This window comes from Alkalibacterium putridalgicola (assembly GCF_040959045.1).
Taxonomy (GTDB): domain Bacteria; phylum Bacillota; class Bacilli; order Lactobacillales; family Carnobacteriaceae_A; genus Alkalibacterium; species Alkalibacterium putridalgicola.
On record NZ_CP162615.1, the window covers coordinates 839,354 to 861,638 of the forward strand.

Annotated in this window: 21 protein-coding genes; 15 read left to right on the plus strand and 6 right to left on the minus strand. The window is 45.3% G+C overall.

Features of this window, described 5'->3' with window-relative positions; translation table 11 throughout:
• Positions 1-82 precede the first annotated feature (82 nt).
• The 3 genes from AB4027_RS04160 to AB4027_RS04170 all read left to right on the plus strand — a co-directional run bounded on the left by AB4027_RS04160 (position 83) and on the right by AB4027_RS04170 (position 3,082).
• Positions 83-1,819, plus strand: coding sequence for a Na+/H+ antiporter NhaC family protein (locus AB4027_RS04160; RefSeq protein WP_368646090.1), 1,737 nt, complete (start codon positions 83-85; stop codon positions 1,817-1,819).
• A 246-nt stretch (positions 1,820-2,065) separates the two neighbouring features.
• A complete protein-coding gene (locus AB4027_RS04165) occupies positions 2,066-2,590 on the plus strand; it encodes an O-acetyl-ADP-ribose deacetylase (protein ID WP_368646091.1) in 525 nt (174 codons plus the stop codon).
• A complete protein-coding gene (locus tag AB4027_RS04170; protein WP_368646092.1) occupies positions 2,591-3,082 on the plus strand; it encodes a DUF305 domain-containing protein in 492 nt (163 codons plus the stop codon). It begins immediately after the preceding gene.
• A 700-nt stretch (positions 3,083-3,782) separates the two neighbouring features.
• On the opposite strand, the gene AB4027_RS04175 is transcribed toward AB4027_RS04170, so the two are convergent.
• From AB4027_RS04175 to AB4027_RS04185, 3 genes are all read right to left on the minus strand, one after another.
• Complete coding sequence (locus AB4027_RS04175) at positions 3,783-5,144, minus strand: deoxyribodipyrimidine photo-lyase (protein WP_368646093.1); 1,362 nt, start codon at positions 5,142-5,144, stop codon at positions 3,783-3,785.
• A gap of 94 nt (positions 5,145-5,238) precedes the next feature.
• The gene (locus AB4027_RS04180) at positions 5,239-6,165 is read right to left on the minus strand and encodes a DUF368 domain-containing protein (protein ID WP_368646094.1); all 927 of its coding nucleotides are present in this window, start codon (positions 6,163-6,165) and stop codon (positions 5,239-5,241) included.
• Between the two features lie 133 nt (positions 6,166-6,298).
• A complete protein-coding gene (locus AB4027_RS04185; RefSeq protein WP_368646095.1) occupies positions 6,299-7,822 on the minus strand; it encodes a ClC family H(+)/Cl(-) exchange transporter in 1,524 nt (507 codons plus the stop codon).
• A gap of 199 nt (positions 7,823-8,021) precedes the next feature.
• Here AB4027_RS04185 and AB4027_RS04190 point away from each other — a divergent pair, with 199 nt between their 5' ends.
• The 4 genes from AB4027_RS04190 to AB4027_RS04205 all read left to right on the plus strand — a co-directional run bounded on the left by AB4027_RS04190 (position 8,022) and on the right by AB4027_RS04205 (position 11,271).
• Positions 8,022-8,303, plus strand: coding sequence for a DUF503 domain-containing protein (locus AB4027_RS04190; RefSeq protein WP_368646096.1), 282 nt, complete (start codon positions 8,022-8,024; stop codon positions 8,301-8,303).
• Between the two features lie 48 nt (positions 8,304-8,351).
• Positions 8,352-8,957 (plus strand): hypothetical protein, encoded by a 606-nt coding sequence (locus AB4027_RS04195; protein ID WP_368646097.1) that lies wholly within the window; start codon positions 8,352-8,354, stop codon positions 8,955-8,957.
• A 21-nt stretch (positions 8,958-8,978) separates the two neighbouring features.
• Positions 8,979-9,857, plus strand: coding sequence for a DegV family protein (locus AB4027_RS04200; RefSeq protein ID WP_368646098.1), 879 nt, complete (start codon positions 8,979-8,981; stop codon positions 9,855-9,857).
• 136 nt (positions 9,858-9,993) lie between these two features.
• The gene (locus tag AB4027_RS04205) at positions 9,994-11,271 is read left to right on the plus strand and encodes a mechanosensitive ion channel (RefSeq protein WP_368646099.1); all 1,278 of its coding nucleotides are present in this window, start codon (positions 9,994-9,996) and stop codon (positions 11,269-11,271) included.
• A 553-nt stretch (positions 11,272-11,824) separates the two neighbouring features.
• On the opposite strand, the gene AB4027_RS04210 is transcribed toward AB4027_RS04205, so the two are convergent.
• On the minus strand, positions 11,825-13,162 hold the full coding sequence (locus tag AB4027_RS04210) for a sodium-dependent transporter (RefSeq protein ID WP_091489985.1): 1,338 nt from the start codon (positions 13,160-13,162) through the stop codon (positions 11,825-11,827).
• Between the two features lie 267 nt (positions 13,163-13,429).
• Here AB4027_RS04210 and AB4027_RS04215 point away from each other — a divergent pair, with 267 nt between their 5' ends.
• Together AB4027_RS04215 and AB4027_RS04220 are read left to right on the plus strand one after the other, a co-directional pair.
• Positions 13,430-13,615, plus strand: a complete 186-nt coding sequence (locus tag AB4027_RS04215; RefSeq protein ID WP_368646100.1) for a hypothetical protein — start codon at positions 13,430-13,432, stop codon at positions 13,613-13,615.
• 331 nt (positions 13,616-13,946) lie between these two features.
• Positions 13,947-14,207: a hypothetical protein gene (locus AB4027_RS04220; RefSeq protein ID WP_368646101.1), complete on the plus strand. Its 261-nt coding sequence runs from the start codon at positions 13,947-13,949 to the stop codon at positions 14,205-14,207.
• Between the two features lie 79 nt (positions 14,208-14,286).
• On the opposite strand, the gene AB4027_RS04225 is transcribed toward AB4027_RS04220, so the two are convergent.
• On the minus strand, positions 14,287-14,520 hold the full coding sequence (locus AB4027_RS04225; protein ID WP_091489993.1) for a hypothetical protein: 234 nt from the start codon (positions 14,518-14,520) through the stop codon (positions 14,287-14,289).
• Between the two features lies 1 nt (position 14,521).
• Positions 14,522-14,734 (minus strand): hypothetical protein, encoded by a 213-nt coding sequence (locus AB4027_RS04230; protein ID WP_091489996.1) that lies wholly within the window; start codon positions 14,732-14,734, stop codon positions 14,522-14,524.
• 137 nt (positions 14,735-14,871) lie between these two features.
• On the opposite strand from AB4027_RS04230, the gene AB4027_RS04235 reads away from it, so the two are divergent.
• From AB4027_RS04235 to AB4027_RS04260, 6 genes are all read left to right on the plus strand, one after another.
• On the plus strand, positions 14,872-15,714 hold the full coding sequence (locus AB4027_RS04235) for a metallophosphoesterase (protein ID WP_368646102.1): 843 nt from the start codon (positions 14,872-14,874) through the stop codon (positions 15,712-15,714).
• Positions 15,715-15,800: 86 nt separating this feature from the next.
• A complete protein-coding gene (locus tag AB4027_RS04240; RefSeq protein WP_368646103.1) occupies positions 15,801-16,784 on the plus strand; it encodes a Gfo/Idh/MocA family protein in 984 nt (327 codons plus the stop codon).
• A 142-nt stretch (positions 16,785-16,926) separates the two neighbouring features.
• The gene (locus AB4027_RS04245; protein WP_091490005.1) at positions 16,927-17,226 is read left to right on the plus strand and encodes a PTS sugar transporter subunit IIB; all 300 of its coding nucleotides are present in this window, start codon (positions 16,927-16,929) and stop codon (positions 17,224-17,226) included.
• Positions 17,227-17,251: 25 nt separating this feature from the next.
• Positions 17,252-17,572, plus strand: coding sequence for a PTS lactose/cellobiose transporter subunit IIA (locus AB4027_RS04250; RefSeq protein WP_368646104.1), 321 nt, complete (start codon positions 17,252-17,254; stop codon positions 17,570-17,572).
• A gap of 1,135 nt (positions 17,573-18,707) precedes the next feature.
• Positions 18,708-20,513: an ABC transporter ATP-binding protein gene (locus AB4027_RS04255; protein WP_368646105.1), complete on the plus strand. Its 1,806-nt coding sequence runs from the start codon at positions 18,708-18,710 to the stop codon at positions 20,511-20,513.
• The gene (locus AB4027_RS04260) at positions 20,510-22,267 is read left to right on the plus strand and encodes an ABC transporter ATP-binding protein (protein ID WP_091486177.1); all 1,758 of its coding nucleotides are present in this window, start codon (positions 20,510-20,512) and stop codon (positions 22,265-22,267) included. Before AB4027_RS04255 ends, AB4027_RS04260 begins: the two co-directional genes overlap by 4 nt.
• Positions 22,268-22,285 lie beyond the last annotated feature (18 nt).

The following is a 22,285-nucleotide window of genomic DNA, read 5'->3' on the forward strand; positions in this document are numbered from 1 at the left end:
CGAATCTAAAGCATCTGAGGAATTGTGCCCTTGGGTGCTTTTTTCTATACAAAATAAAAAAAGACAGATAGGAGAAATAACAATGCAAAAACATTTCAAGCAACTGAGCACGCTGGTGGCCGTTGCAGGACTTATGTGGCTCATACCGCTACCCGTATTCGCTGCAGAAGCTGAAGCCAGTCTGGCACAATCCATGGGACCTTTAACTTTGATCCCGCCCATCATCGCCATCATTCTGGCTTTCGTCACCAAGAACGTGGTCCTGTCACTATTCCTGGGAATCTTTGCGGGGACGGTCATCATTCAGTATGCAGGAGGAGCGTCCATCCTTATCGGTTTATTATATGGCTTTACAGATATCGTCGATTACCTCCTGTCTTCTCTGGCTGACCCCTGGAATGCCGGGATCATTTTACAAGTCCTTGTTATCGGTGGACTGATCGCCCTTATCACGTCTTCTGGTGGAGCACGTGCGATTGCTGAAAGTCTGGCTAAACGAGCTCAAGGGCCCGTCAGCACGCAGGTCATTACCTGGTTCCTCGGTCTGCTGATTTTCTTTGACGACTACGCAAATGCATTGATCGTCGGACCGATCATGCGTCCCGTTTCAGATAAAGTGAAATTGTCTCGTGAACGTCTGGCCTTTGTCATCGATGCGACTGCGGCACCGATCGCCGGGATCGCCTTGATTTCGACCTGGATCGGTTACGAAGTCGGGCTCATCAACGATGCCTACCAGTCGATCGGTCAGAATGTCAATGCTTACGGGGTCTTCCTTCAGACGATCCCCTACCGTTTCTATAACATTTTGATGCTGGTCTTTGTGCTGGTGACATCCATGACCCTTAGAGAGTTCGGTCCGATGAGAAAAGCACAGGAACGTTCTCGTGATAAACATGAACTTATTGCCAAAGGGTCACATCTGGACAACGATGAGGAAGAGCTGGAAGTTGTTGCTAAAGGAAAACCGTCGATTTGGAATGCCTTGATACCGATCGGTTCACTTATCCTGTTCAGCTTTATCGGCTTTTATACCAATGGCCGTTCAGCGATTCTAGGCTCAGATAATCCATCACTTATCCAGACAATCGAGAATTCGCCTTTTTCCTTCGTGACATTAAGAGAAGTCTTTGGTGCGTCAGATGCCTCAGTCGTTTTGTTCCAGGCTGCGCTGATCGCCAGCATCATTGCCCTGATCATGGGTGTTTTGCAGGGACACTTCAGTTTCAGCAAGGGGATCGATATCTGGGTCAACGGCATGAAGACGCTGATGATCACAGGGGTCGTTCTGCTGCTTGCCTGGTCACTTTCAGGTGTCATGGGCGAACTGGGAACAGCCGATTACCTTGTCTCTTTACTGAGTGACACGATGCCGGCATTCCTGCTTCCGACCGTCATCTTCCTGCTCGGCGCGATCATCTCCTTTGCAACAGGGACCTCTTATGGAACGATGGGTATCCTGATGCCGCTCGCGATTCCTTTGGCCACAGCTTTACAGCCAGGGGATGCGAACTTTGTCGTCATGTCAGCCGGAGCCGTTTTAACCGGAGCCATTTTCGGAGATCACTCCTCTCCGATCTCTGATACAACGATCCTGTCATCGATGGGAGCCGGGTCCAACCTGTTGGATCATGTTAAAACACAGTTGCCATATGCCCTTGTTGTGGCGGGGATCTCCATCCTCTTTGGCTATATTCCGTCTGCATTCGGCATGTCCGTCATGCTTGTCTTGCCGATAGCCTTGATAGCCGTCGTTGCTGTCATCTTCATCTTTGGCAAGAAAATCGATACCACAGACCATATCACAGAAAATGATTAACCTTTAACATGGCTTAGTCCTGTAGTAATGTGTGAATGCTGATTTCCGGCTTCAGACACACTGCTATAGGGACTAAGCTTTTTATTTGCCTGAAATTAATCTGAGGTATACCATATTGATAAGAGGGTCACAAAGAAATTGAATAGGTCTATAGTCACAGATCATATAGACAGGATATTTCCTTTCTTTTTAGTTGACCTGTAATTGTAAAGTGGTTTGATGATGCTTAAGTGAAGGAGGACAGGTATGAAGTGGGAAGTATTTAGAGGCGACATCACAGGGTTGGAAGTCGACGCGATCGTCAACGCCGCCAACAAATCATTGCTGGGAGGCGGAGGTGTTGACGGAGCCATTCACCGCGCGGCCGGGCCAGAGTTTAAAGAGGCATGCAGAAAGCTGGGTGGAGCAGAGACCGGCGAAGCCAAGTTGACTGGAGGCTTCGATCTGCCAGCTGATTATGTCATCCATACGGTGGGTCCGGTTTATCGGGACGGTAAACACGGCGAACCGGAAAAACTGAAAGACTGCTACCGGAACAGTATCAAAGTCGCTAAAGAAAATGGCATACGGTCCATCGCCTTTCCAGCCATCAGTACCGGCATTTACGGCTATCCGATTGAAGAAGCCAGTGAAATCGCCACCCGTACGGTTTATGAACTCACAAAGGACGATAACACGATCGATAAAGTCCTGTTCGTTGCCTTTGACGATAAGACAGAGTCTGTTTTAAGTGACAAATTAGAAAAATTATATAGAGAGGAAAATGATTAAATGAAAAATTATATACGCTTTGGACTTATGATATTAACCTCAACAGTCGGGATGTACTTTTTAATGTACTTCAATATTCTTGAGATCGATCATTTCTGGTACAGTGAATCCAAATTCTATATGGCACTATTCATGGGAGCCTGGATGGCGGTCATTATGCTGCTGTTCATGTGGAAAATGTATGAGAATAAAAAAGTGAATTATGCTATTTTAGGAACGGCGGTCCTCGTATTCAGTTTAGGGCTGTATCTGGAAAGAAGCCAGACGACCGTTCAGGATGTCAGTTACATGAAAGCAATGATTCCACATCACTCTATAGCTATTTTAACGAGTACACGAGCAGAAATCAGTAATCCTGAAGTACGGGCTTTGGCTGATGACATCATTAAGGCTCAGCGAGAAGAAATTGCCATAATGACTCAATATATAGAAGAATTAGAAGACGGAGACGACGAAGAATTACAACCTTTAGATGAATTAAGAGGAAACTAGGCAGCAAATGATGAGTATGTCTCATCATTACAAGTAAGTTGAAAAAATCCAGAGGGAGATGTGTAAACCACGTCCCCTCCGGATTTTTTATTTTTATATTTGAATGGCCACGGCTATTGTTTGTAACAGAGATTCAACTAGGGAAGAGTTCTTTAGGGATTCAAGGGAAAGTTTCATCAACTCAGTGATCCGTTGAAAAGGAGTTCATAAAAAATGACCTTACTTGTATCAACTCATGTCGAACATTTTGCGCCAGTTAATAAAAGAAGGGCGATCTTTTATCAACATTTTTTGGAAATGATGACGAGTTACTAAAAGGAGGGGCTTCTTTTAGTAACTCCAGCGAAAGGCACGTTTTAGTTACAAAAAGAACGACTATCTTCTATCAACTCATATGAAATAATAGAAACGGGTTGATAAAACATGACGAAACTTCTATCAACTTCATACACTGACATCATAAAGTTGATAGAAGTTTTGCCTGCTTTTATAAAGCACAGAAGGGAAGTGGGGCCAGTTCATAAAAGGACAGACGGCTTTTGATGCTGACAGTTAAACAGAGAATGAAATGTCCGCTGAACTCATAAACAGGAGTCAAATGTCATTATATTCAACCCGGTAGTCAACAGTTCGTTTCGGTGATCTGTCGCAGATACCCAAACAACTTGTTCACAATAATAAAATCAGCACAATTGATCAGCTAATCGGTCGATGCCATCTTTCCCACACGCTCCAGATAAGCGGACATGTCAAACTTCCGTTCAAGGCCTTTGGCATTCATATAGCGGACTTTACCGAACACGGGGCGTTCTTTCCAGCCGTGGTCGTGTTTGCCGAAAACCCAGGCGATCCCGGTGAAACTGTTTGGATCCCGGCCGTCGAGATGATACTTGTTGTTCAGATAAAGCGCCCTTAGAAAGGCATCTTCAGGTGTCTTTGTCCATTCGATGATCTTTTTTCCCCAATACATACGCATGTAGCCGTGCATTTTACCGGTCTTGACCATTTCCGACTGGGCGGCATTCCAGTAGGGGTCACCCGTGTCCGCCGTTTCGAGTTCTAAAAGGCTATAGGCTGTTTCGCGTTCATCATCGGCATGATCGGCCAGCGTTTCTCTGGCCCAGTCCGGCAGGCAGTCATAGGTGTCATAGGCATTATTATAGAAAACAAAATTCATACTCAGTTCACGTCGCACAACGACTTCCTCGATGAAGGCCTTCTTATTTTCTGAGGCAGGGACGTCTTCCAGCTGGTGGTAGATGTACAACGGTGATATCTGACCGAAATGCAAGTAAGGACTCATGTCAGAAGTGATCGAAAGGCCCGGCTCGTTTCTCTTCTCAGCGTAATCTTCAAGATTTTGCTCAATAAAATCTGCCAGCCGTTTTTTGGCTTTAGAAGTCCCTCCAGTGATCCAGTCGACGGGAGGCACGCTCTCGTCACAGCCTAAGTCATCAAGCAGTGAGGGGATATCGGCCAGGTCGATTTTTTCAAAGGGAAGATCCAGATCAGTGGATGGCCGATCGACTTTGTTTTCTGAAAAAGGTTCGGTATACACATCAATCTGCTTGTGGATCTTGCTCCGTATCGTGCGCGCCGCATATTCTTCTTTATCTGAAGCAACTTCCACAGGCACAATGACGTTCGTCTCGATCTGAACGAGCGGACAGGAAATCTGATCAGCTATATCTTTGCGCCAGTCCCGTTCGATGCGCAGGTAGCCGCGGTCGACGACCATCAAGGCCGCTTCTTCTGAAAGCGAAAGAGCACCCTTTTCCGGAGAAGTTTTCTGCAGAATGAAGGCGATATTGCGCTTACCCAGTTCCTTTTCAACCTCCTTTAGGCCCTGGAGCATGAAAGCATAGTGTCTGGCGTTGGCTTCAGGGAAATCAGCGGTCAATCCGAAATAAACGAGCAGCGGCTTGCTCAGTTCGTTCGCCTTCTTTATCGCATATTCCAGCGCATGGTTATATTCGGTACGTTGGCTGGCCTGCATCCAGTAGATGACGTAGGGTTTATCAGTCGGTGGCATTTCTTTTAACTGTGTGATCCGGTTATTCATGGTACGCTTCCTTTCTATTTAAATGAAAATAAGTATAAAAAAACTACGCCTTTATTTAATGTCTATGGACTTAAACAAAGGAGTAGTTTATAAGTTAAGCACGCGTTTCTTCGGGGATCTCTTCTGTGGCATCTTTTGTATTGCCTAAAGCAAACGTCAAGACGTAGCAGGCTAAAGTAATCAACAGGGCAACGACAAGTTTAACAAGGGCATTGCCGGTCGTTAAATCGGTCAAAGCATCCGTATTCGCGATAACGGCCACAGGAGAAGCCATGACAAGTCCAAGGATCGAAGCGTAAGTGAAGCTCGGATAGTTGACGAAGAAATAGTCGATCGCTTTACTTATCAGAATGATCCCGACCAGCATACCTAAAGCAAAAGCCATAAGAAGAATAGTGAAGGGCATCATTTCGGCGAGATTATACGCTGCCAGGTTTGATGTGAAGCCGTTGATGGTGTAAACGACTGCATAGTAATATCCCATGATGAGCATCAGGAGAGAACCGCTGATGCCGGGGACGACCATCGCTGCTGCAGATACCAGTCCCACTAAGAACAGAGCAACGAGAGGACCAAAGCCTAAGCTGATCGTTTCCGGACCGCTGCCGGAAATGTCTGCCACACCCATCCAGGATACGATGATGAAAAAGACTGCAAAAAGGACCAGGTGAACGGGCGTTGCTTTTCGTTTCGTTTCAAACAAGCTCTCTTTAAACGACTGGGATAAGATCGGCAGACCGCCCAGGATCAGACCGACGAAAGCAAAAGCCGTATATAAAGTATGTTCGGCTAAAAGCCATTCGATGATCATTGAAAAGCCGGCTACACCGATCAGAGCACCTGCGACCAGCGGCAGCAGAATATGCATGCTTGCTTTGAATTCTTTTCTGACGTGTGTGAAAGCGTGGATGACATCGTCGTAAATACCAAAAGATACCGCCATCGTTCCGCCTGAAACACCTGGAATAATATTCGAAATACCGATAAATGAACCTTTAATAACTAACCATAAATAATGCATATGAGTCTCCTTAAAAAAAGTGATAATCTAACTGTTTTATAGTTTAACATATTAATCGCTGGATTTGCTGAAAAAAATGTGACTAATTGATTCAGTTTTTACTTAATCAATAGTCACATTTATAAAGAAAAGATTAATTCAGTTTGTATAGCTGTGTTCTAACATCAGAAACATATCCTCTATCGGTGGTGATGATAAGTTCATCACCAGGGGAAAAGATCGTATCCAGATGAGGGATAAACTCTTTGTCATGACGGCGGATCTTGATTAAGTTTGCTCCTTTAGGCATAAGCAGATGTTTGACCATCATGCCGTCCAGTGCTGTATCCACTTCGACATGCATTTCGATTTCTGTGACCTCCCCTTGAAAGACACTCGGTTTACGGTCGAGCTTACGGTGAAGCAGTTCCTCGTAAATAGGTTCTGACCCGATGAAGTCTGCTACGATGTAGGCACTCATACACACAATGGCCAGCGGCATAAGATGAGTGACAGAACCCGTCATTTCTGTAATCAGCATGACGGAGGTCAAAGGCGCTTTTGTCACGGATGTTAAAAAACCGCCCATGGCATAAATAATGAAACTTCTCAGAAAAACTTCGTCAATCCCGGTCAGGATCAAGGCGCTGTTACCATAAATAGCTCCGATCAAAGCACCCAGGCTCAAGACTGGAACAAAAATACCGCCTGGAAGACCAGATCCATAGGAGAGGTGGGTGAAGATAAACCGGAAAACAAAAATCCCGATAAGGACCCAGAGTGTCAGAGAACTTTCATTCAGCATATTGATCACTTCTGTCCCGCCCCCAAGCATTGACGGGAAAAATAAACCAACTGGAATGACCAGGAGAAAAGGAATAAAGCCATTCAAATAAGCCGGGATAGGAAGCATCCTGTATAATTTTGGCATATAGAGGAGAACTTCCTGGTATATCCAGCCGCCGACAGCCAGGGTCGCGCCCATTAATGCCAGTTGACCATAATGTTCAAGAGGGAACTGTACCATTTCACCCAAGTGCATGGGCGGTTCCACACCGAAAATCTGGTAGGCCACGAAATTAGCAGTGATCGACGCAGAAAAGGCAGTGAGTAGCAGGATCCCGGAAAATTTACGGTGGATTTCTTCTAACACGAATAAAACGCCTGATACGGGAGCATTAAAGGCGGCAGACAATCCTGCACTGGCCCCGGCCGAGATAAGAACACTCTGCTGAGAACGATTTCCTTTAAGGTAGTGATTGATCCCCTGACCCAAAGCACCGCCAAGTTGAATGGACGGACCTTCACGACCAAGTGCCAGTCCCGAACCGATGGCCAGCGTTCCGCCCACGAATTTACGCCAGAGGATCGAAGACCAGTTGAGATCCATCGATCCATGCAGCTGGCCCTCGATATCCTGGATACCTGATCCGCGGATATCCGGTTCATGCTTGACAAGCAAGGCCACGATAAAGGCAAAGAGCAGCATAAGAGCTGTCCAGCCGATGATCCAGACAGGACGTTCGTTCAGAAAATGATAAACTTCGATCGTGGTTTCCAAAAGCAGTTCAACAGCAGCACGTAGCAGGCTGATGACGATTCCAGTCACAGCACCGACCAGGACGCCTTTTGATACATATTTGATTTTTGACCAGTCCAGTAAACGGATTGAATTCATAATACCCTCCAGCTTTTTTGTATACTAAGTCTTATTCTAAAGTATTGGTCCTATATAAAACAAGGTTTCACCTGATATTTTCCGAAGAATGAACACATAGTGAACTGTTTATGCCAAAATGGAATATGTTATAATTGAAAAAGCTACTGAAAAACAACTGGAAAAATACAATACTAATCTACACAAGGAGGCGGTATAAATGGTCCTGATGGGCGTGGAAGTTACTCTCTTGATCTTTGATTCCTATTCATTGAAAGAGAAGCGCAGTGTCATAAAAAGCATTTTAAGACGGTCAGAAAATCGTCATCACTTGTCCGCAGCCGAAGTGGATGATATGGACTTGCAAAATAAAGCCGTGATCGGTTTTGGTATCGTCGGGAATGACCGCGTGCTCTGCCGTAAAAGACTGGATGCGGCACTCAAGGAAGTGGAAGAAAACTATGAAGTGGAGATTTTGGACTTTAACTGGATCGAAGCCTGATCAGGAACCAATACTGCAGAAAAAACGTTTAGATGAAAGGACGTCATCATGAAAAATACATCCGAAAATGTGTCGTTTATCAAATGGAAAAATGAAGAGACTGAACTGATCGATCTACTGAAAGGTCATAAGAAAACGGACCTGCTGGAACTGGCCGATACGCATTCTGTTTCTGTCAGAAAAAGCTGGAATAAAACGAAGACCGCTGCCATCCTAACCGAAAAAATCACAGAGCTGGCCGAAACGATCTACCATCCTGTTCTGGAAGATGTCCTGCTGCGTCTGCCTGATCTGGAGACGAACGCCTATCGGATCAAAGACTTGAGTGAAATCGAAGGCTTTATCCCGCTTATAGAGAAAGGGTTCTTCTTCGTGACCCGTGATGGAGACAGCATCCTGCTGCTGATCCCCGAAGAAGTTTTGTTCAGCGTCAAGGACCGCATGGATCTGTCCGCTGAGACGACTGCCATTCTTAATGAGGAAACGGGCGAATCATCTTCTGAAAAGACAAGACAAGCCGAACTGCTGAAAAGTTGGAGAGATAAAGCGATGACCATATATGGCACGGTCTCAATGGAACACCTTCAAAAGACGTGGAATCACTATTTCGATGAACCGGTGACTCTAGAAGAAATTAAAAAATTACTTAATTAAGTATGACCAAGGAGAAAACGAATGATAAGAATAGTTATTGACTCAGGGATCGACCAGAATGATTATATGAAAGAAACGTACGAATATGACTTCCTGCCATTGAGCGTCATCATCGATGAAAAGGATCATCTGGATCAGGTGGAGATCTCACTTGAAGAGGTCCATGAAAAAATGGCGCAGGGTATCCTGCCAAAGACGTCACAGGTAGCACCGAAGACGATACTGGATATGCTGGACAAAGGTCGCGAACAAGGTGACGATGTGATCTACATTACCATATACAGCCAGTTCTCAGGGACGTACCAAGTGGCCCAGGCAGTGATGGAAGAGTATCGCAGGATGCATCCTGATATGAATATTGCTGTCATCGATTCAAAAGGCGGATCCGGAGGCGGCGCACTTCTGGCTCTTCAGGCTATGGAAATGGTTAGGAATGAGCTGGACTTTGATACCGTTGTCCAGCAAACGATATGGAACACGGAGCATATCCAGTATCATTTCACACTGAATAATCTCATGTGGCTCGTCAAAGGCGGGCGCCTTCCGAAAGTGGCCGGTTCTGCCGGAGATGCCCTCAGCATCAAGCCGTATCTGTCGGTGAACGAAACAGGCATTTATTTAAAGAAACTGGTGCGTGGACAGGACCGGATCTATAAACGGCTCATTAAAGACATGAAAAAAGGGGTCGGGTCCTTTACCGATCAGTTGATCACCGTCAGCCATGTCAACGATTATGGAACGGCCCTTAAACTGGAAGCCATGGTCAAGGAAGCTTTACCTGAAGCCTCGGTCCAGATTTTCGACATCGGGGCAGTGCTTGCGTCCCATTTAGGTATCGGAGGCGCCGGCGTCTTCTACTTAGACGAAAAACCGGAACACTACATGTATATAGAAGAATAATAGATTTGACATCCTTGCTTAGATGCAGGGATGTTTTTTTGCATCAATGCATATTATTTGTTGAAGTATACAGTAAGCGATATACTTAAACTGTTCAGATAAGAACAAAAATCATAGGAAAAGGAGTAGGTTATTAATGAATAACATAGCTAATTCGTTCGAAAACGCTCTGGCGAATTTTATCAATTATTTGCCTCAGTTGTTGATGGGGATATTGCTGATAATCGTTGCCTGGATCGTGGCTACTTTAGTTAAAAAGGCCATTGTCAAAGGGCTGGATGCGACCGGACTGTCTGGCAAGCTGGCAAGATGGGGTGCTGCAGACACAGACGAACAGGGTAATTCGATGGTGAGAGCGCTAGGTAAAGTGGGGTATTTCTTAGTTTGGGTATTATTCTTACCTGGAATCTTTGCCGCCTTTGGATTAGAGGCGATCGGCGAACCGGTGACCAACATGATCGATACGGCCCTGGCATTCCTGCCTAACATCTTAGCAGCACTTATCATTCTTGTGCTAGGTTTCTACGTAGCTAAATTCGTTAAGAACTTAGTCTACAACCTGGGTGTTGCAGCCAATGTCGATAGAATGATGAGCAAGTTCACTGGCTCAGATAATGATGCGGATACGGATGCAGATAAGGTGAAAGATAATAAACAGACTCTAGCTTCAGTATTGGCTAACACCGTTTATGTACTGATCCTCATTCCGATCATCCTGATGGCATTGGATGTTCTTAATATCGATACGATCGCTGAACCGATCAGTGAAGTACTCAATTCCATCCTGAATGCTATTCCAAATATACTGGTAGCGATCATCCTTCTTGCTGTTGGTGTGGTTATAGCCAAGTTTACTGGAGATATGCTGACTGACTTGCTAAGAGGAACAGGCTTCAATAAATATTCTTCTTACCTGAATAAATCAGGAAACATGAACCTTGACTTAGCTAAAATCATTGGGAACACAGTTGCTGCGTTGATCGGCCTCTTCTTCCTGGTTGAAGCATTGAATGCACTTAACCTGGAAATGCTGAATAATATCGTTTCAGCAGTCATTGCTTACTTGCCGAACATCTTATTCGCAGCGATCATTATCGGACTTGCATTTATTGGAGGAAAAATGCTTGCATCCGCTATTAAGAGCTCCACAGGCAGCACGTTTGCCGGAGAACTGGTGAAATACATTGTTATCGTCTTTGCCTTATTCATGGCATTAGACCAGCTGAACTTCGGTTCTAACATTGTAAACATTGCTTTCTTATTCATTATCGGTGGGTTAGCTGTAGCATTCGCTCTCTCATTCGGTCTCGGCGGCCGCGACTTTGCCAGAAAACAGCTGGAGCGTGCTGACCAGAAAATCGATAAAGAAAGTTCAAAACCAAGCAGCCCGTCAAGCGACAAACCCAATCTATAAGCAATAAAAGAACATGATAAATGAAAAAATCCGGTGGAGCCTTTAAGCTCTACCGGATTTTTCTTTGTGTACAGGGATTACTTTTAAAGGCGATAATAAGGCATTCGGTAGTTAGACAGCAACTATAAACACCTAATTACCGAAGTTCGTCAGGTTCGGTAATTAGATGGATAACGAAGGAAGCTACTTACCGAATATGACCCTGGTTCGACACTTTGGAGCAGAGGATGAGAACCTACTTACCGAAAAAGCTCTCGTTCGGTAGTTAGGAACGATACGATCAACTGTAAGTGTCGAATGGCAGGCAACTTCGGCTATTACATGCAGTCTATGCTTGCCTAATTACCGAAGTACCCTGACTTCGACACTTAGAAAAACTGTCAAGGAACCTACCTGTCGAATGGCACCCTCGACAATGCTGAAAGACTGGACTTCAGTCTTCATATGATGAAACAGCCAGGTCTGAATCAATCAGACAGAAAAACACTTCTGTAAGGATCGTGAGATCGCTACAGAAGTGCTTGTTTGTTGACTATACTACTTCAAAAGTAGTTTAAACGAAAAGCCAGTTGAAAATACCAAAGCCTAACACGAGTGTAATGGCTACTGGTGCGAAGAAACGTGACAGACCATAGAAAGAGTTACGCATGGAACTTTTATCCAGATCCGTGTGCTTGAACACGTCATCCTTGGTCCAAGTCCAGGCGACGAACAAGACAGACAGCAGAGCACTCGATGGAAGCAGGACATTCGCTGTCAACAGATCCATAAAGTCCAGGAAGCTGCTGCCTAAGATAGTGATCTCCATGGCACCCTGACTAAGAGAAGAAGGGATACCTAATAAGAAGATGATCGTTCCTAATAGTAAAGTAATGCCTTTTCGAGATAATTTCACTCGATCCATCAGGAAGGCAACTGATACTTCAAGCAATGAAATACTTGATGACAAGGCTGCGATCGAAAGAAGAACGAAGAACAGCAGACCGACGAAGACACCGATACCGCCTAAAGCTTCAAAAATAACTGGCAGGACGATAAAGACAAGACCTGCACCCTCAGTCGGATCTAAGCCGAAAGCAAAGAGAGCCGGGAAGATCATCAGACCGGAAACCAGAGCGAAACCTGTATCCAGAAGAATGATAACGGCCGCTGAAGAAGTCAGACGTTCTTCAGGTTTCAGGTAACTGCCGTAAGTGAGCATGATTCCCATACCCAAACTTAACGTGAAGAAAGCTTGTCCCATTGCAGCGATGTAAACACTTGGATCAGTAAAGGCTGACCATTCGGGCTGGAACATAAAAGCGAAGGCTTCAGCTGTTCCACCTAAAGTCAGGCTGTAAATAGCCAGACCAATAACCAGCAGACTGAGAAGGGGCATCATGAACTTGCTTGACTTCTCGATCCCTTTTTGCACACCTAGTAGCACGATGGCAACGGTGATACCCATGAATATGAAGGACCAGAATACAGGTGACACCGGCTGAGCAATAAAGTTAGTGAAAAATTCTGCTGAATCTCCACTTACACCACCCATGAGGTACTGGAAGGTGTAACGCAGGGACCAGCCGCCGATGATACCGTAGAAAGATAAAATCAGGAAGGCTGCCAGGACACCCAAACCACCGGCAATGTACCAGTAAGTGTTCGGCGCGATTTTCTTGAATGACTGAACAGCATCATCCTGGCCGCGTCGACCGATCGAGAATTCAATAAGCATAACTGGGAAACCTATCAGAATAACGCTGAGTAAATAAATAATTAAGAATGCTGAACCACCGTTAGATCCCATTGCGTATGAAAAGCGCCAGATATTACCAAGACCGACTGCCGATCCCATCGTTGCTAAGATGAACCCCCACCGGGATCCCCATTGTTCTCTTTTTTGTTCCATGATATCACTCCTTGTTTTTGTCACATTAAAAAATAATGAGAATTTAATGATGTTTCTCATTCTATATTATTACCGATTATTTTACAAGTGTTATTTTGAAATAAAATCGCTTAGGTACAAAGAAAAGGCTTTCTTGGAATAATATGAGGGGAGGGTGCAAAAATTAGGGAAAGTGGGCATATTTGAACCATGGATTAAGGAGAAAATTAAAATGCAGGGAGATATGGATGTGCTTTGTTTTGTAACTCAGACTTATGAAGGGCATCGGTGCTTATCGACGGTTTTTGTATGATCGCTCTTGTCGCCATGATGCCGATACTGACGATCCAGCTTTTTAGTCTCGTTTATACTTATCAGAAAAATCAAAAACACACAGTCGTTAAAGCTGGAGTGTATCCCGTTTATCCCGCTTATCCAGTTTTGTTTGAAAATCTGGATAAGCGTTATTTTTAGTAGATCAATCAATGGAAGAAAGAAGGGAGATGTCCTGGCGACCAGCACCAACTATTTGAAAAAAATAAAAACTGTTCACACTTTATCCATGATTTATTGAGAAAGCTGATAGATGTAATGAGAGAGTCCGAATCATTTAACACGGTGATACATTAAGTATGTACAAAGGATTTTGCATGATAGTGAGAAGAAAAAATTGGGTAATGAATCGGGAGGCATGCGTCACAAATGCCTTAATTTAGACACAGACACTCCCATACATCTCTAGTATAATTGGGACAAATAACGAATACTTATAGGTCGTATAACTTGTCAGAGAGCAGGGGTACTCATGAAAAAACGTTTTGTCTATGTCATCGACACACCAACTGAATCAAAAGAACTGTTAGTCAGAGATCACGAACTGATCGAAAATGCCGATGGGGAACTCGATTGCCCACTGGATCTGATTTTGCATCGCTACCATATGGAATGGGGAGACCTCTTTCAGATGAAAGCCGCAACCGTCTCACTCATGCAGGAAGACTTCTATGAAAGAAAAGTCATCCGCTCCATCTCGTTCGAAAATCTCTACTACTTCCAAGAAAAATAAGCGATCAGCTACAGGATCACCTGCACTATCGCTTATCCTATCATTTCATATAGCGGTTCGCTTTCTTCCACTATATCATTTACTTATCCTCATCTTTAACTTCTTTTAAATCTTCCGCTTTATTCACATCAAACTTCCTGAAATCTTTAGCTTTTGTATCTTCCGCTTTTTCAGCTTCGTTTGTCTTCGTTTCATTGACCTTCTCACCAGGCCTGTGTATAAACTGGTTATCATCAGTATTGTCATCCCTTACAAATCTATCCACAAGATTTGCACTTGGTTCATTGTTTTTATCTTTATCTTTGTTTGACAATTTATTCCTCTCCTTTATTCATTTTATCCAAAGCATCAAGGTTGAAGGGTTCAAAGTCTTTTGGCTCTGTCTGGCCTGCTGTTTCAGCTCCACCCTCCATACCATTTTCTTCTGCATCATTGGCAAATTCTGCCCCTTTTTCAGCACCTTGTTCCTGGATGAAATAATCGGACTGATTCTGCTGGTCATGGTGCAGACTCGGATCGTTTTGCATAGTGAACCCTCCATACTCATAATTGGTTTAACTAGTCATAGTTTAACATAGATGAATAAAGAACGCTTACACGACGCATTCTGTGTTACAATAGGATTAGATTTTTCAGCAAAGATCAATATATTGGAGGAACGACAATGGCTTGGATTTTTTTAGTGCTTGCTATAGCAGCGCTCGTATATATCTACATACAAAATTATATGATAGACGTCTCACACTACACTTTAACGATCCCGAAGTTAGGCGAGACGATGCAGGGAAAGAAAATCGTACATTTAAGTGATCTGCACTTGAATCCCAAAACAAATAAGAGTTTCATTGAAACGATTCTGGATACGACTGAAAAACAGGAACCGGATTATATTTTCATTACCGGGGATCTTGTTCAGGCGGGACTTGATGATTTTGTGGATACACCACTGCGCCACTTTGCCGAAGAGTGCGCTAAAATCGCGCCGACCTATGCCGTCACAGGGAATCATGACATCATGAGTGCATCGTTCAGCGATTTCAAATTCATCCTTGAAACTGCCGAGGTGAAACTGCTCCTGGATGAAGCGGTGATCTTACCGGAACAGTCATCGGAAGGGATCACGTTGATGGGACTGGCAGAAAGACAGAATCAGGCCAACTTGCCGCAGCCGATACTTGGACCGATCGGGCTGACAGATGAAATGGTCCGACGTCCAAAAATCCTGCTGGCACACAGACCGGAATATTTTGTTCATTATATGCTGGACAAAACCAAGACACCTGATCTGGTATTGAGCGGTCATACCCATGCCGGTCAGTTTCGTCTGCCGATCATCGGCGGTGTCTTTGCCCCCGGACAAGGCCTGTTCCCTAAATATGATTATGGGCTCTTTAATAATGAAGAAGAGCCGTCTAAACGTATGATCATCTCACGCGGGTTAGGAAATTCATCTTTTCCCATCCGCATCAATAACCGTCCGGAGATCATCACGATCACATTGAACTGATTGTCAGAAAGTACCATCAGTTGAAATGAATATCTGTTTCATTTGCAAGGTCGATTGTTTACAATGAAGTAAAGGAGAGATTCAATATGACAAAATTAGGACTAGGCACCATCGGAACAAGCATGATCACCGAACAGTTTATCGAAGCAGCCCAGGCGAGTGAGGCATACGCTTATCAGGCTGTTTATTCCCGACATATGGACAAAGCGGAGATCTTCAAGGGGCGTTATCAGGCTGAATCAGCTTACGATGATTTTGAAGACTTCCTGAGTGACCCGGACATCGATGTCGTTTATGTTGCGTCACCAAACAGCCTTCACTTCAGTCAAGCAAAAGCTGTCATTGAGCATGGCAAGCATGCGATCGTGGAGAAACCGATGGTCACGTCTCTTGACCAGTGGACAGAATTAACTGAATTGGCGAAGGCAAAAGGAGTCGTCGTTGTTGAAGCGGCCCGTCATATCTTTGAACCGAATTTTGTCAAGCTGACTCAGATGATCAAGGATTTTGAAGGCATTTACGGAGCGACCCTGACTTACGCCAAATACTCTTCCCGTTACGACAATGTTTTAGCCGGAGAAGAGCCGCCTATTTTTTCACCGAAGTTTGCCGGAGGAGCAGTCAATGATCTGGGCATCTACACCGTTTATGCTGCGCTGCGCTGGTTTGGCCGACCTGAATCTGTCCATGCCTTTTCCAAGAAAGTTCAGACAGGCGTTGACGGTTCTGGTACAGCGATCCTGCGTTATCCTGATTTCGATGTCACCCTGCATTACGGTAAAATCTTAACAGCGACGGTGCCTTCAGAAGTATATAGTCTCGATCAAACCCTCGTTCTGGACGCCATCACCGGGGTCGAACAGGCAGAACTGGTTGATGCCAAAACACGCGAACGCACGCCTGTCGAACTGGATAAATCTGCGGACAATCCTTTGATATGGGAAGCCAAAGCTTTTGCGGACGTGATGCAGCATCCTGATACTTCCGGAAACAAAGAAGCCTTAGACGAGTGGCTGACCCTTTCATATAATGTACATGAAGTGCTGGATCAGATCAGACAACAGAGCTGAGTCGAGAGACAGGTATTCCCACCGCACTTTGCTAGACACAAAAAGTTCTGAGGTGTATGATTAACCTAAAGAAAACGCTTTAAATGTGTCTGATACAAAGTAATGATTCATTGTGGGAGTGGTCGATGTGGCAAAAAATATTATGCTTGTCTGTGCGGCAGGGATGAGCACCAGTATATTAGTAACTAATATGCAGGAAATCGCGGAAGAAAGAAATCTTGATGTCCATATTTTTGCAGTATCAGGAACTGAAGCGGAACATAAACTGAAAGACAAGCCCGTGGATGTCATGATGCTTGGGCCGCAAGTGCGGTACTTGAAACCGAAGTTTGAAGAGCTGGCCGAAAAAAATAATATCGTCATCTCTGTCATCGATATGCGTGACTACGGGACAATGAATGGTGAAAAGGTATTGAATACTGCACTGAAATTAGCTGAATAGCCTATTCATTTAAGGAGGACAAGACATGCCTGAACGTAGAGAAGAAATCATGGAAGTTGTCATGACACTTATCATGCACGGGGGAGATGCACGAAGCAGTGCGATGGAAGCCATCCATGCGGCTAAGGACGATGACTTTGAGCGCGCTCAAAAAAAGCTTGACGGCGCAGATGAATCGATCAGTCAAGCGCACAAAGTACAATCAGATATGCTGGCTAAAGAAGCGTCCGGAGAGAACGTGGAAATCAATTTACTCCTGGTCCACGCCGAGGATCATTTGATGAACGCCATGACGTACCGGGATCTGGCCGAAGAAATGATCGAGTTATATAAACGGATAAACTGAAAAGCCTGAGTCCTTGAAAGGAAGCAGTCACTCGAGCGAGCGACTGCCTCATTTAGGGATTCAGGTTCTTTATTTTGTAAAGAGCTTTTTTAGGGGGCTGTGATGAGAGAGTGAGCCGACTCATTCGGTGTGAGGTGTCAGCTATGTGGGAAGGGACAGACGGAAATGGTCGACTCAGTGATCAGGTGGGTTGCAAGCACGACATCTTATATAAAAAAATGACTGCTCAGCGGTAAGGTATGCCGCGAGTACGACATATTGGTCAAGAAACTGTTCACCCATCGACCAGTGGACCGGCGAGTGCGACATCCTGGAGGAAAAAGTGTTCACTGGGGCACTGTGAGAGCAGCGAGCACGACATTCTATACAAAAAAATGACGGCTCAGCGGTAAGGTATGCCGCGAGTACGACATATTGGTCAAGAAACTGTACACTCATCGAGCAGTGGACCGGTGAGTACGACATCCTGCAGGAAAAAGTGTTCACTCATCGATTTCGTGAGCTCCGAGTGCGACATTCAGTCCAATATAGTGTCGGCCCGCAATATATCAGGCTGACGAGTGAACAGCTGGCTCAAATCAGCAAATTTCAGTTTCGGCTCGGTCAAGAGCCCCCAAATCAGTCAATAAAGGACTTTTACCGTCCACCAAAAAGCCCCTTGCTATTGAAGTTGAACGGGAACGTTCAACCTCTACTTAATAATGACCTTCACAGGGGTCGATCTGGGCACTATGCCCAGATCATTCCACTTCTGATTCTGAAATAATGTTAAAAATGTCCGACTAGTTATTGTATTTGAAAACGTTTCAGTGTATAGTTGAAAGCGAAAAGAGTATTCACAATCAATACATATATCAGGAAGGAGGATCACCAATGACGATTACAGTAAACGCCCGTTTAAGAATGACGGCTATACCAATTGAACACAAAACGAGTCATGTGCGCTCCTCCTGGAAGATACACTAGAATCAGTTTGATATACAAACGATACGTATAAACCCGTTGCGGGTGATTCAGTCTATTCTCTAAAAGGGGGTAGACTGTCTTTTTTTGTCTGAGTATTAAAATCAAGGATTATTAAAGCAGACGACTTCCTTCAATGAGAAGCGCTTCTTTAATAAAGGAGGATGGATCCATGTTTGACGTTTTGATCAAGTTAAAGTTTTTCTTCAAAGAACACAAATGGCAGTACATCATATCGTTTATCACACTGGCACTGTCGAACGTTTTTGCAGTGATTATTCCCTTTATCATCGGCCGATTCGTCGATGCGATTGTCACGGGGGAGATGAATGCCGAACTGCTCCGTATTTATTCACTTCAATTTGCCGCTCTAGTCTTTATCACCTATGGTCTGGACTTCATCTGGGGATACGGCCTGTTCGCGGGTGCCTATAAACTGCAGCGGCAGATGCGCAGTACCTTGATGCGCCACTTCCTGCGCATGCGGGCACCCTATTTTGAAAAGTTCCGGACGGGAGACTTGATGGCTCGTGGCACACAGGACATAAGGGCACTGGCGGATACCGCCGGATATGGCATGCTGGTCCTGATGAGTGCCACAGGCTTTACCGCTACGTTAGTCATCATGATGGGCATCACCGTCAGCTGGTCACTGACTTTTGCGACGGTTCTCCCGCTTCTTCCGATGGCTTATGTCATCAAAGTCAAAGGGGCCCAGGTGGATGAAGCTTATGAAATCGCTCAAAAGTCCTTCTCATCGGTCAATGACGATGTTCTAGAAATGATCGACGGCATGCGCGTTATCCGTGCCTATGTCAAAGAAGACGACTTCATCTCTAAATTCAAGGATCAGACGAGCGGCCTGCTGAAAAAGAATAACCGGGTCAGCGAGATCTCAGCTATCTTTGCACCGACCGTCAAGGCCTTTGCAGGCATCAGTACGATGATCGCGTTGAGCTATGGTGCCATACTCGTGTCACAAGGCATTCTGACGGTGGGAGACATCATTGCCTTTCAGATGTATCTGGGGATGATGATCTGGCCGATCATTTCCGTGTCCGAGCTTATTCTGATCCTGAGACAGGGCAGTGCCTCCATGCGCCGGGTGGAAGAAATCACGCAAGCCACAGACGGACTGAATTTCGCCGGAAAAGTAGACGTCCTGACAGTCGACGATTTCGAGTTCAAAGACTTCACATTCCGATACACTTCGAGCGAGACAATCAATCTGGATACGATCGACTTGACTCTGCCTAAAGGGAAGACATTAGGGATCGTCGGGAAGACCGGTTCAGGCAAGACGACCCTTATCCGTCAACTTCTGAACCAGTTCCCTTCAGGTACCGGGACATTCAATATGGGTCAGCGATCTTACAGTGACTATCAGGATCCGTCGGTCAGACAACTGATCGGTTATGTGCCGCAGGATCACGTCCTCTTCAGCCGGAGTGTGAGAGACAATATCGCATTCGGCAAAGAAGAAGCTTCGGACCAGGATATTCTAAGAAGTATCCAGCTGGCTTCCTTTGAAGATGATCTAAAAAATATGGAACGCGGTCTGGATACGATGATCGGGGAGAAAGGGGTCTCCATTTCCGGTGGACAGAAACAGCGGATCTCCATCGCGCGGGCACTCATCAAAGATCCTGAGATACTGATACTGGATGATTCCCTTTCAGCTGTGGATGCCATGACCGAACAGAATATCATCGCCAATATCCAGGATGTGAGAAAAGGCAAGACCACGATCATATCCACGCATCGTCTTTCAGCCGTCAAGGGAGCAGATGAAATCGTTGTACTGGATAACGGCAAGATCGTCGAGCGTGGGACACATGATGAACTGATAGCAGAAAAAGGCTGGTACTATGACCAGTTCATGAAACAGGAGATCAAAGAATCGACCGAGTCCAGCGAAGAAGATTATTCGGAAGGGCTGCGACCGGGATACGAGAATGGAAGGGGTGACGCCAGATGAATACAGTGAAGCGACTTTTGATGTATATGAAATATTATAAAGGCTACTTTGCTATCGGGATCGGTCTGGTGATCTTATCGACCATCACAGATCTAGGCGCACCGATCATTGCCCAGCGCGTCATCGATAACGTCATCACACCTGCCGCTCAGGAAGGTGAAGCCGTTACGGATACTCTGATCGAACTGATCGCCATTTATTTCGGTCTGATGGTGTCGACCGTTATTCTGCGATACGTCTCTTCCATTTATCGGATGCGTGCGGCCAACGGAGTCATCAAGGTCCTGCGTGATCAGTTATATACGCACGTTCAGGAGCTGCCGATCAATTACTTTGACAAGCAGCCAGCAGGGAGTATCGTGGCCCGGATCACCAATGATACCGAAAGTTTAAGACAGCAGTTTTATGTTGCAACTGTTGGTCAGATCCTGATCAATGTCTTCTATATTATCGGGGCTTATCTGGCCATCGCCTTTTTCCATCAGGGGCTGGCACTGACTTTACTGATCCTGATTCCGGTCATGTATTTATGGAACAAGTATTATACGAAGTACGCCCGTGTCTTTCACAGGAAAGAACGCGACCTTAACTCAGACATCAACGGCAAGCTGAACGAGTCGATCCAGGGGATGCAGATCGTGCAGGCTTTCGGCCAGGAAGAAAAAATCCAGGGCGAGTTCGAAGAGATCAACGAGAAATGGTACGACGTGATGCGCAAGTACGTCATATTGGATTCCGCCTTTCAGTGGACCTTCGCGGATTTTCTGAGACGCTTCTCGCTGCTTCTCTTGATGGTTTACTTCAGTACCCAGTACATCAACGGCGTGCTGGGGATATCTGTCGGGATGCTGTATCTGTTCGGGGATTACGTCAGCCGGTTGTATGAGCCAATCAAAGGGACCATCCAGCAGATAGCCTTTGTCCAGCAGGCTATTGCGGCCGGCGACCGGGTATTTGAGCTGATGGACATGGATGCCGAAGACAACCCTGCTGAGTCGCTTGAAGTCTCTGAAGGACGGGTTGCATTCAGCAACGTTCACTTCAGTTACACAGAAGACAAGGAAGTCCTGTCCGATATCGACTTCACGGCCGAACCTGGAGAGACAGTGGCACTCGTGGGTCATACTGGATCCGGAAAAAGTTCCATCATGAACCTTTTATTCCGCTTTTACGATCCGCAGACCGGAAAAATTACCATCGATGGTCAGGATACCAAAACCTATTCAAGACAATCTGTACGTCATGATATGGGGATCGTGCTCCAGGATCCGTTCCTCTTTACCGGAACCATTTATACCAATATCACGATGGACAATCCATCTATCTCAAGAGAAACGGCCACTCAGGCGCTTATCGATGTCGGAGGAGAAGACCTTCTGGAGAAATTTGAAAAAGGCATCGATGAACCCGTCGTGGAAAAAGGCAGCACCTTGAGTTCCGGACAGCGGCAGCTGATTTCCTTTGCAAGAGCGCTGGCCTTCAACCCGAAAATCCTTATTCTGGACGAAGCAACATCATCCATCGATACAGAAACGGAAGAGATCATTCAGCACGCCATGAATGTCCTGAAAGAAGGACGGACGACCTTTATCATCGCTCACCGCTTGTCAACGATCCAGCATGCCGACCAGATTTTAGTCCTGGATCAAGGACAAATCATTGAGCGCGGCAGACACGACGAATTGCTCAGCGAACGAGGCGCTTATTCAGAAATGTATGAAATGCAGAAGAAAGGCCAAATTATTCCTGCATAATAAAAAGCCATTGTCCAC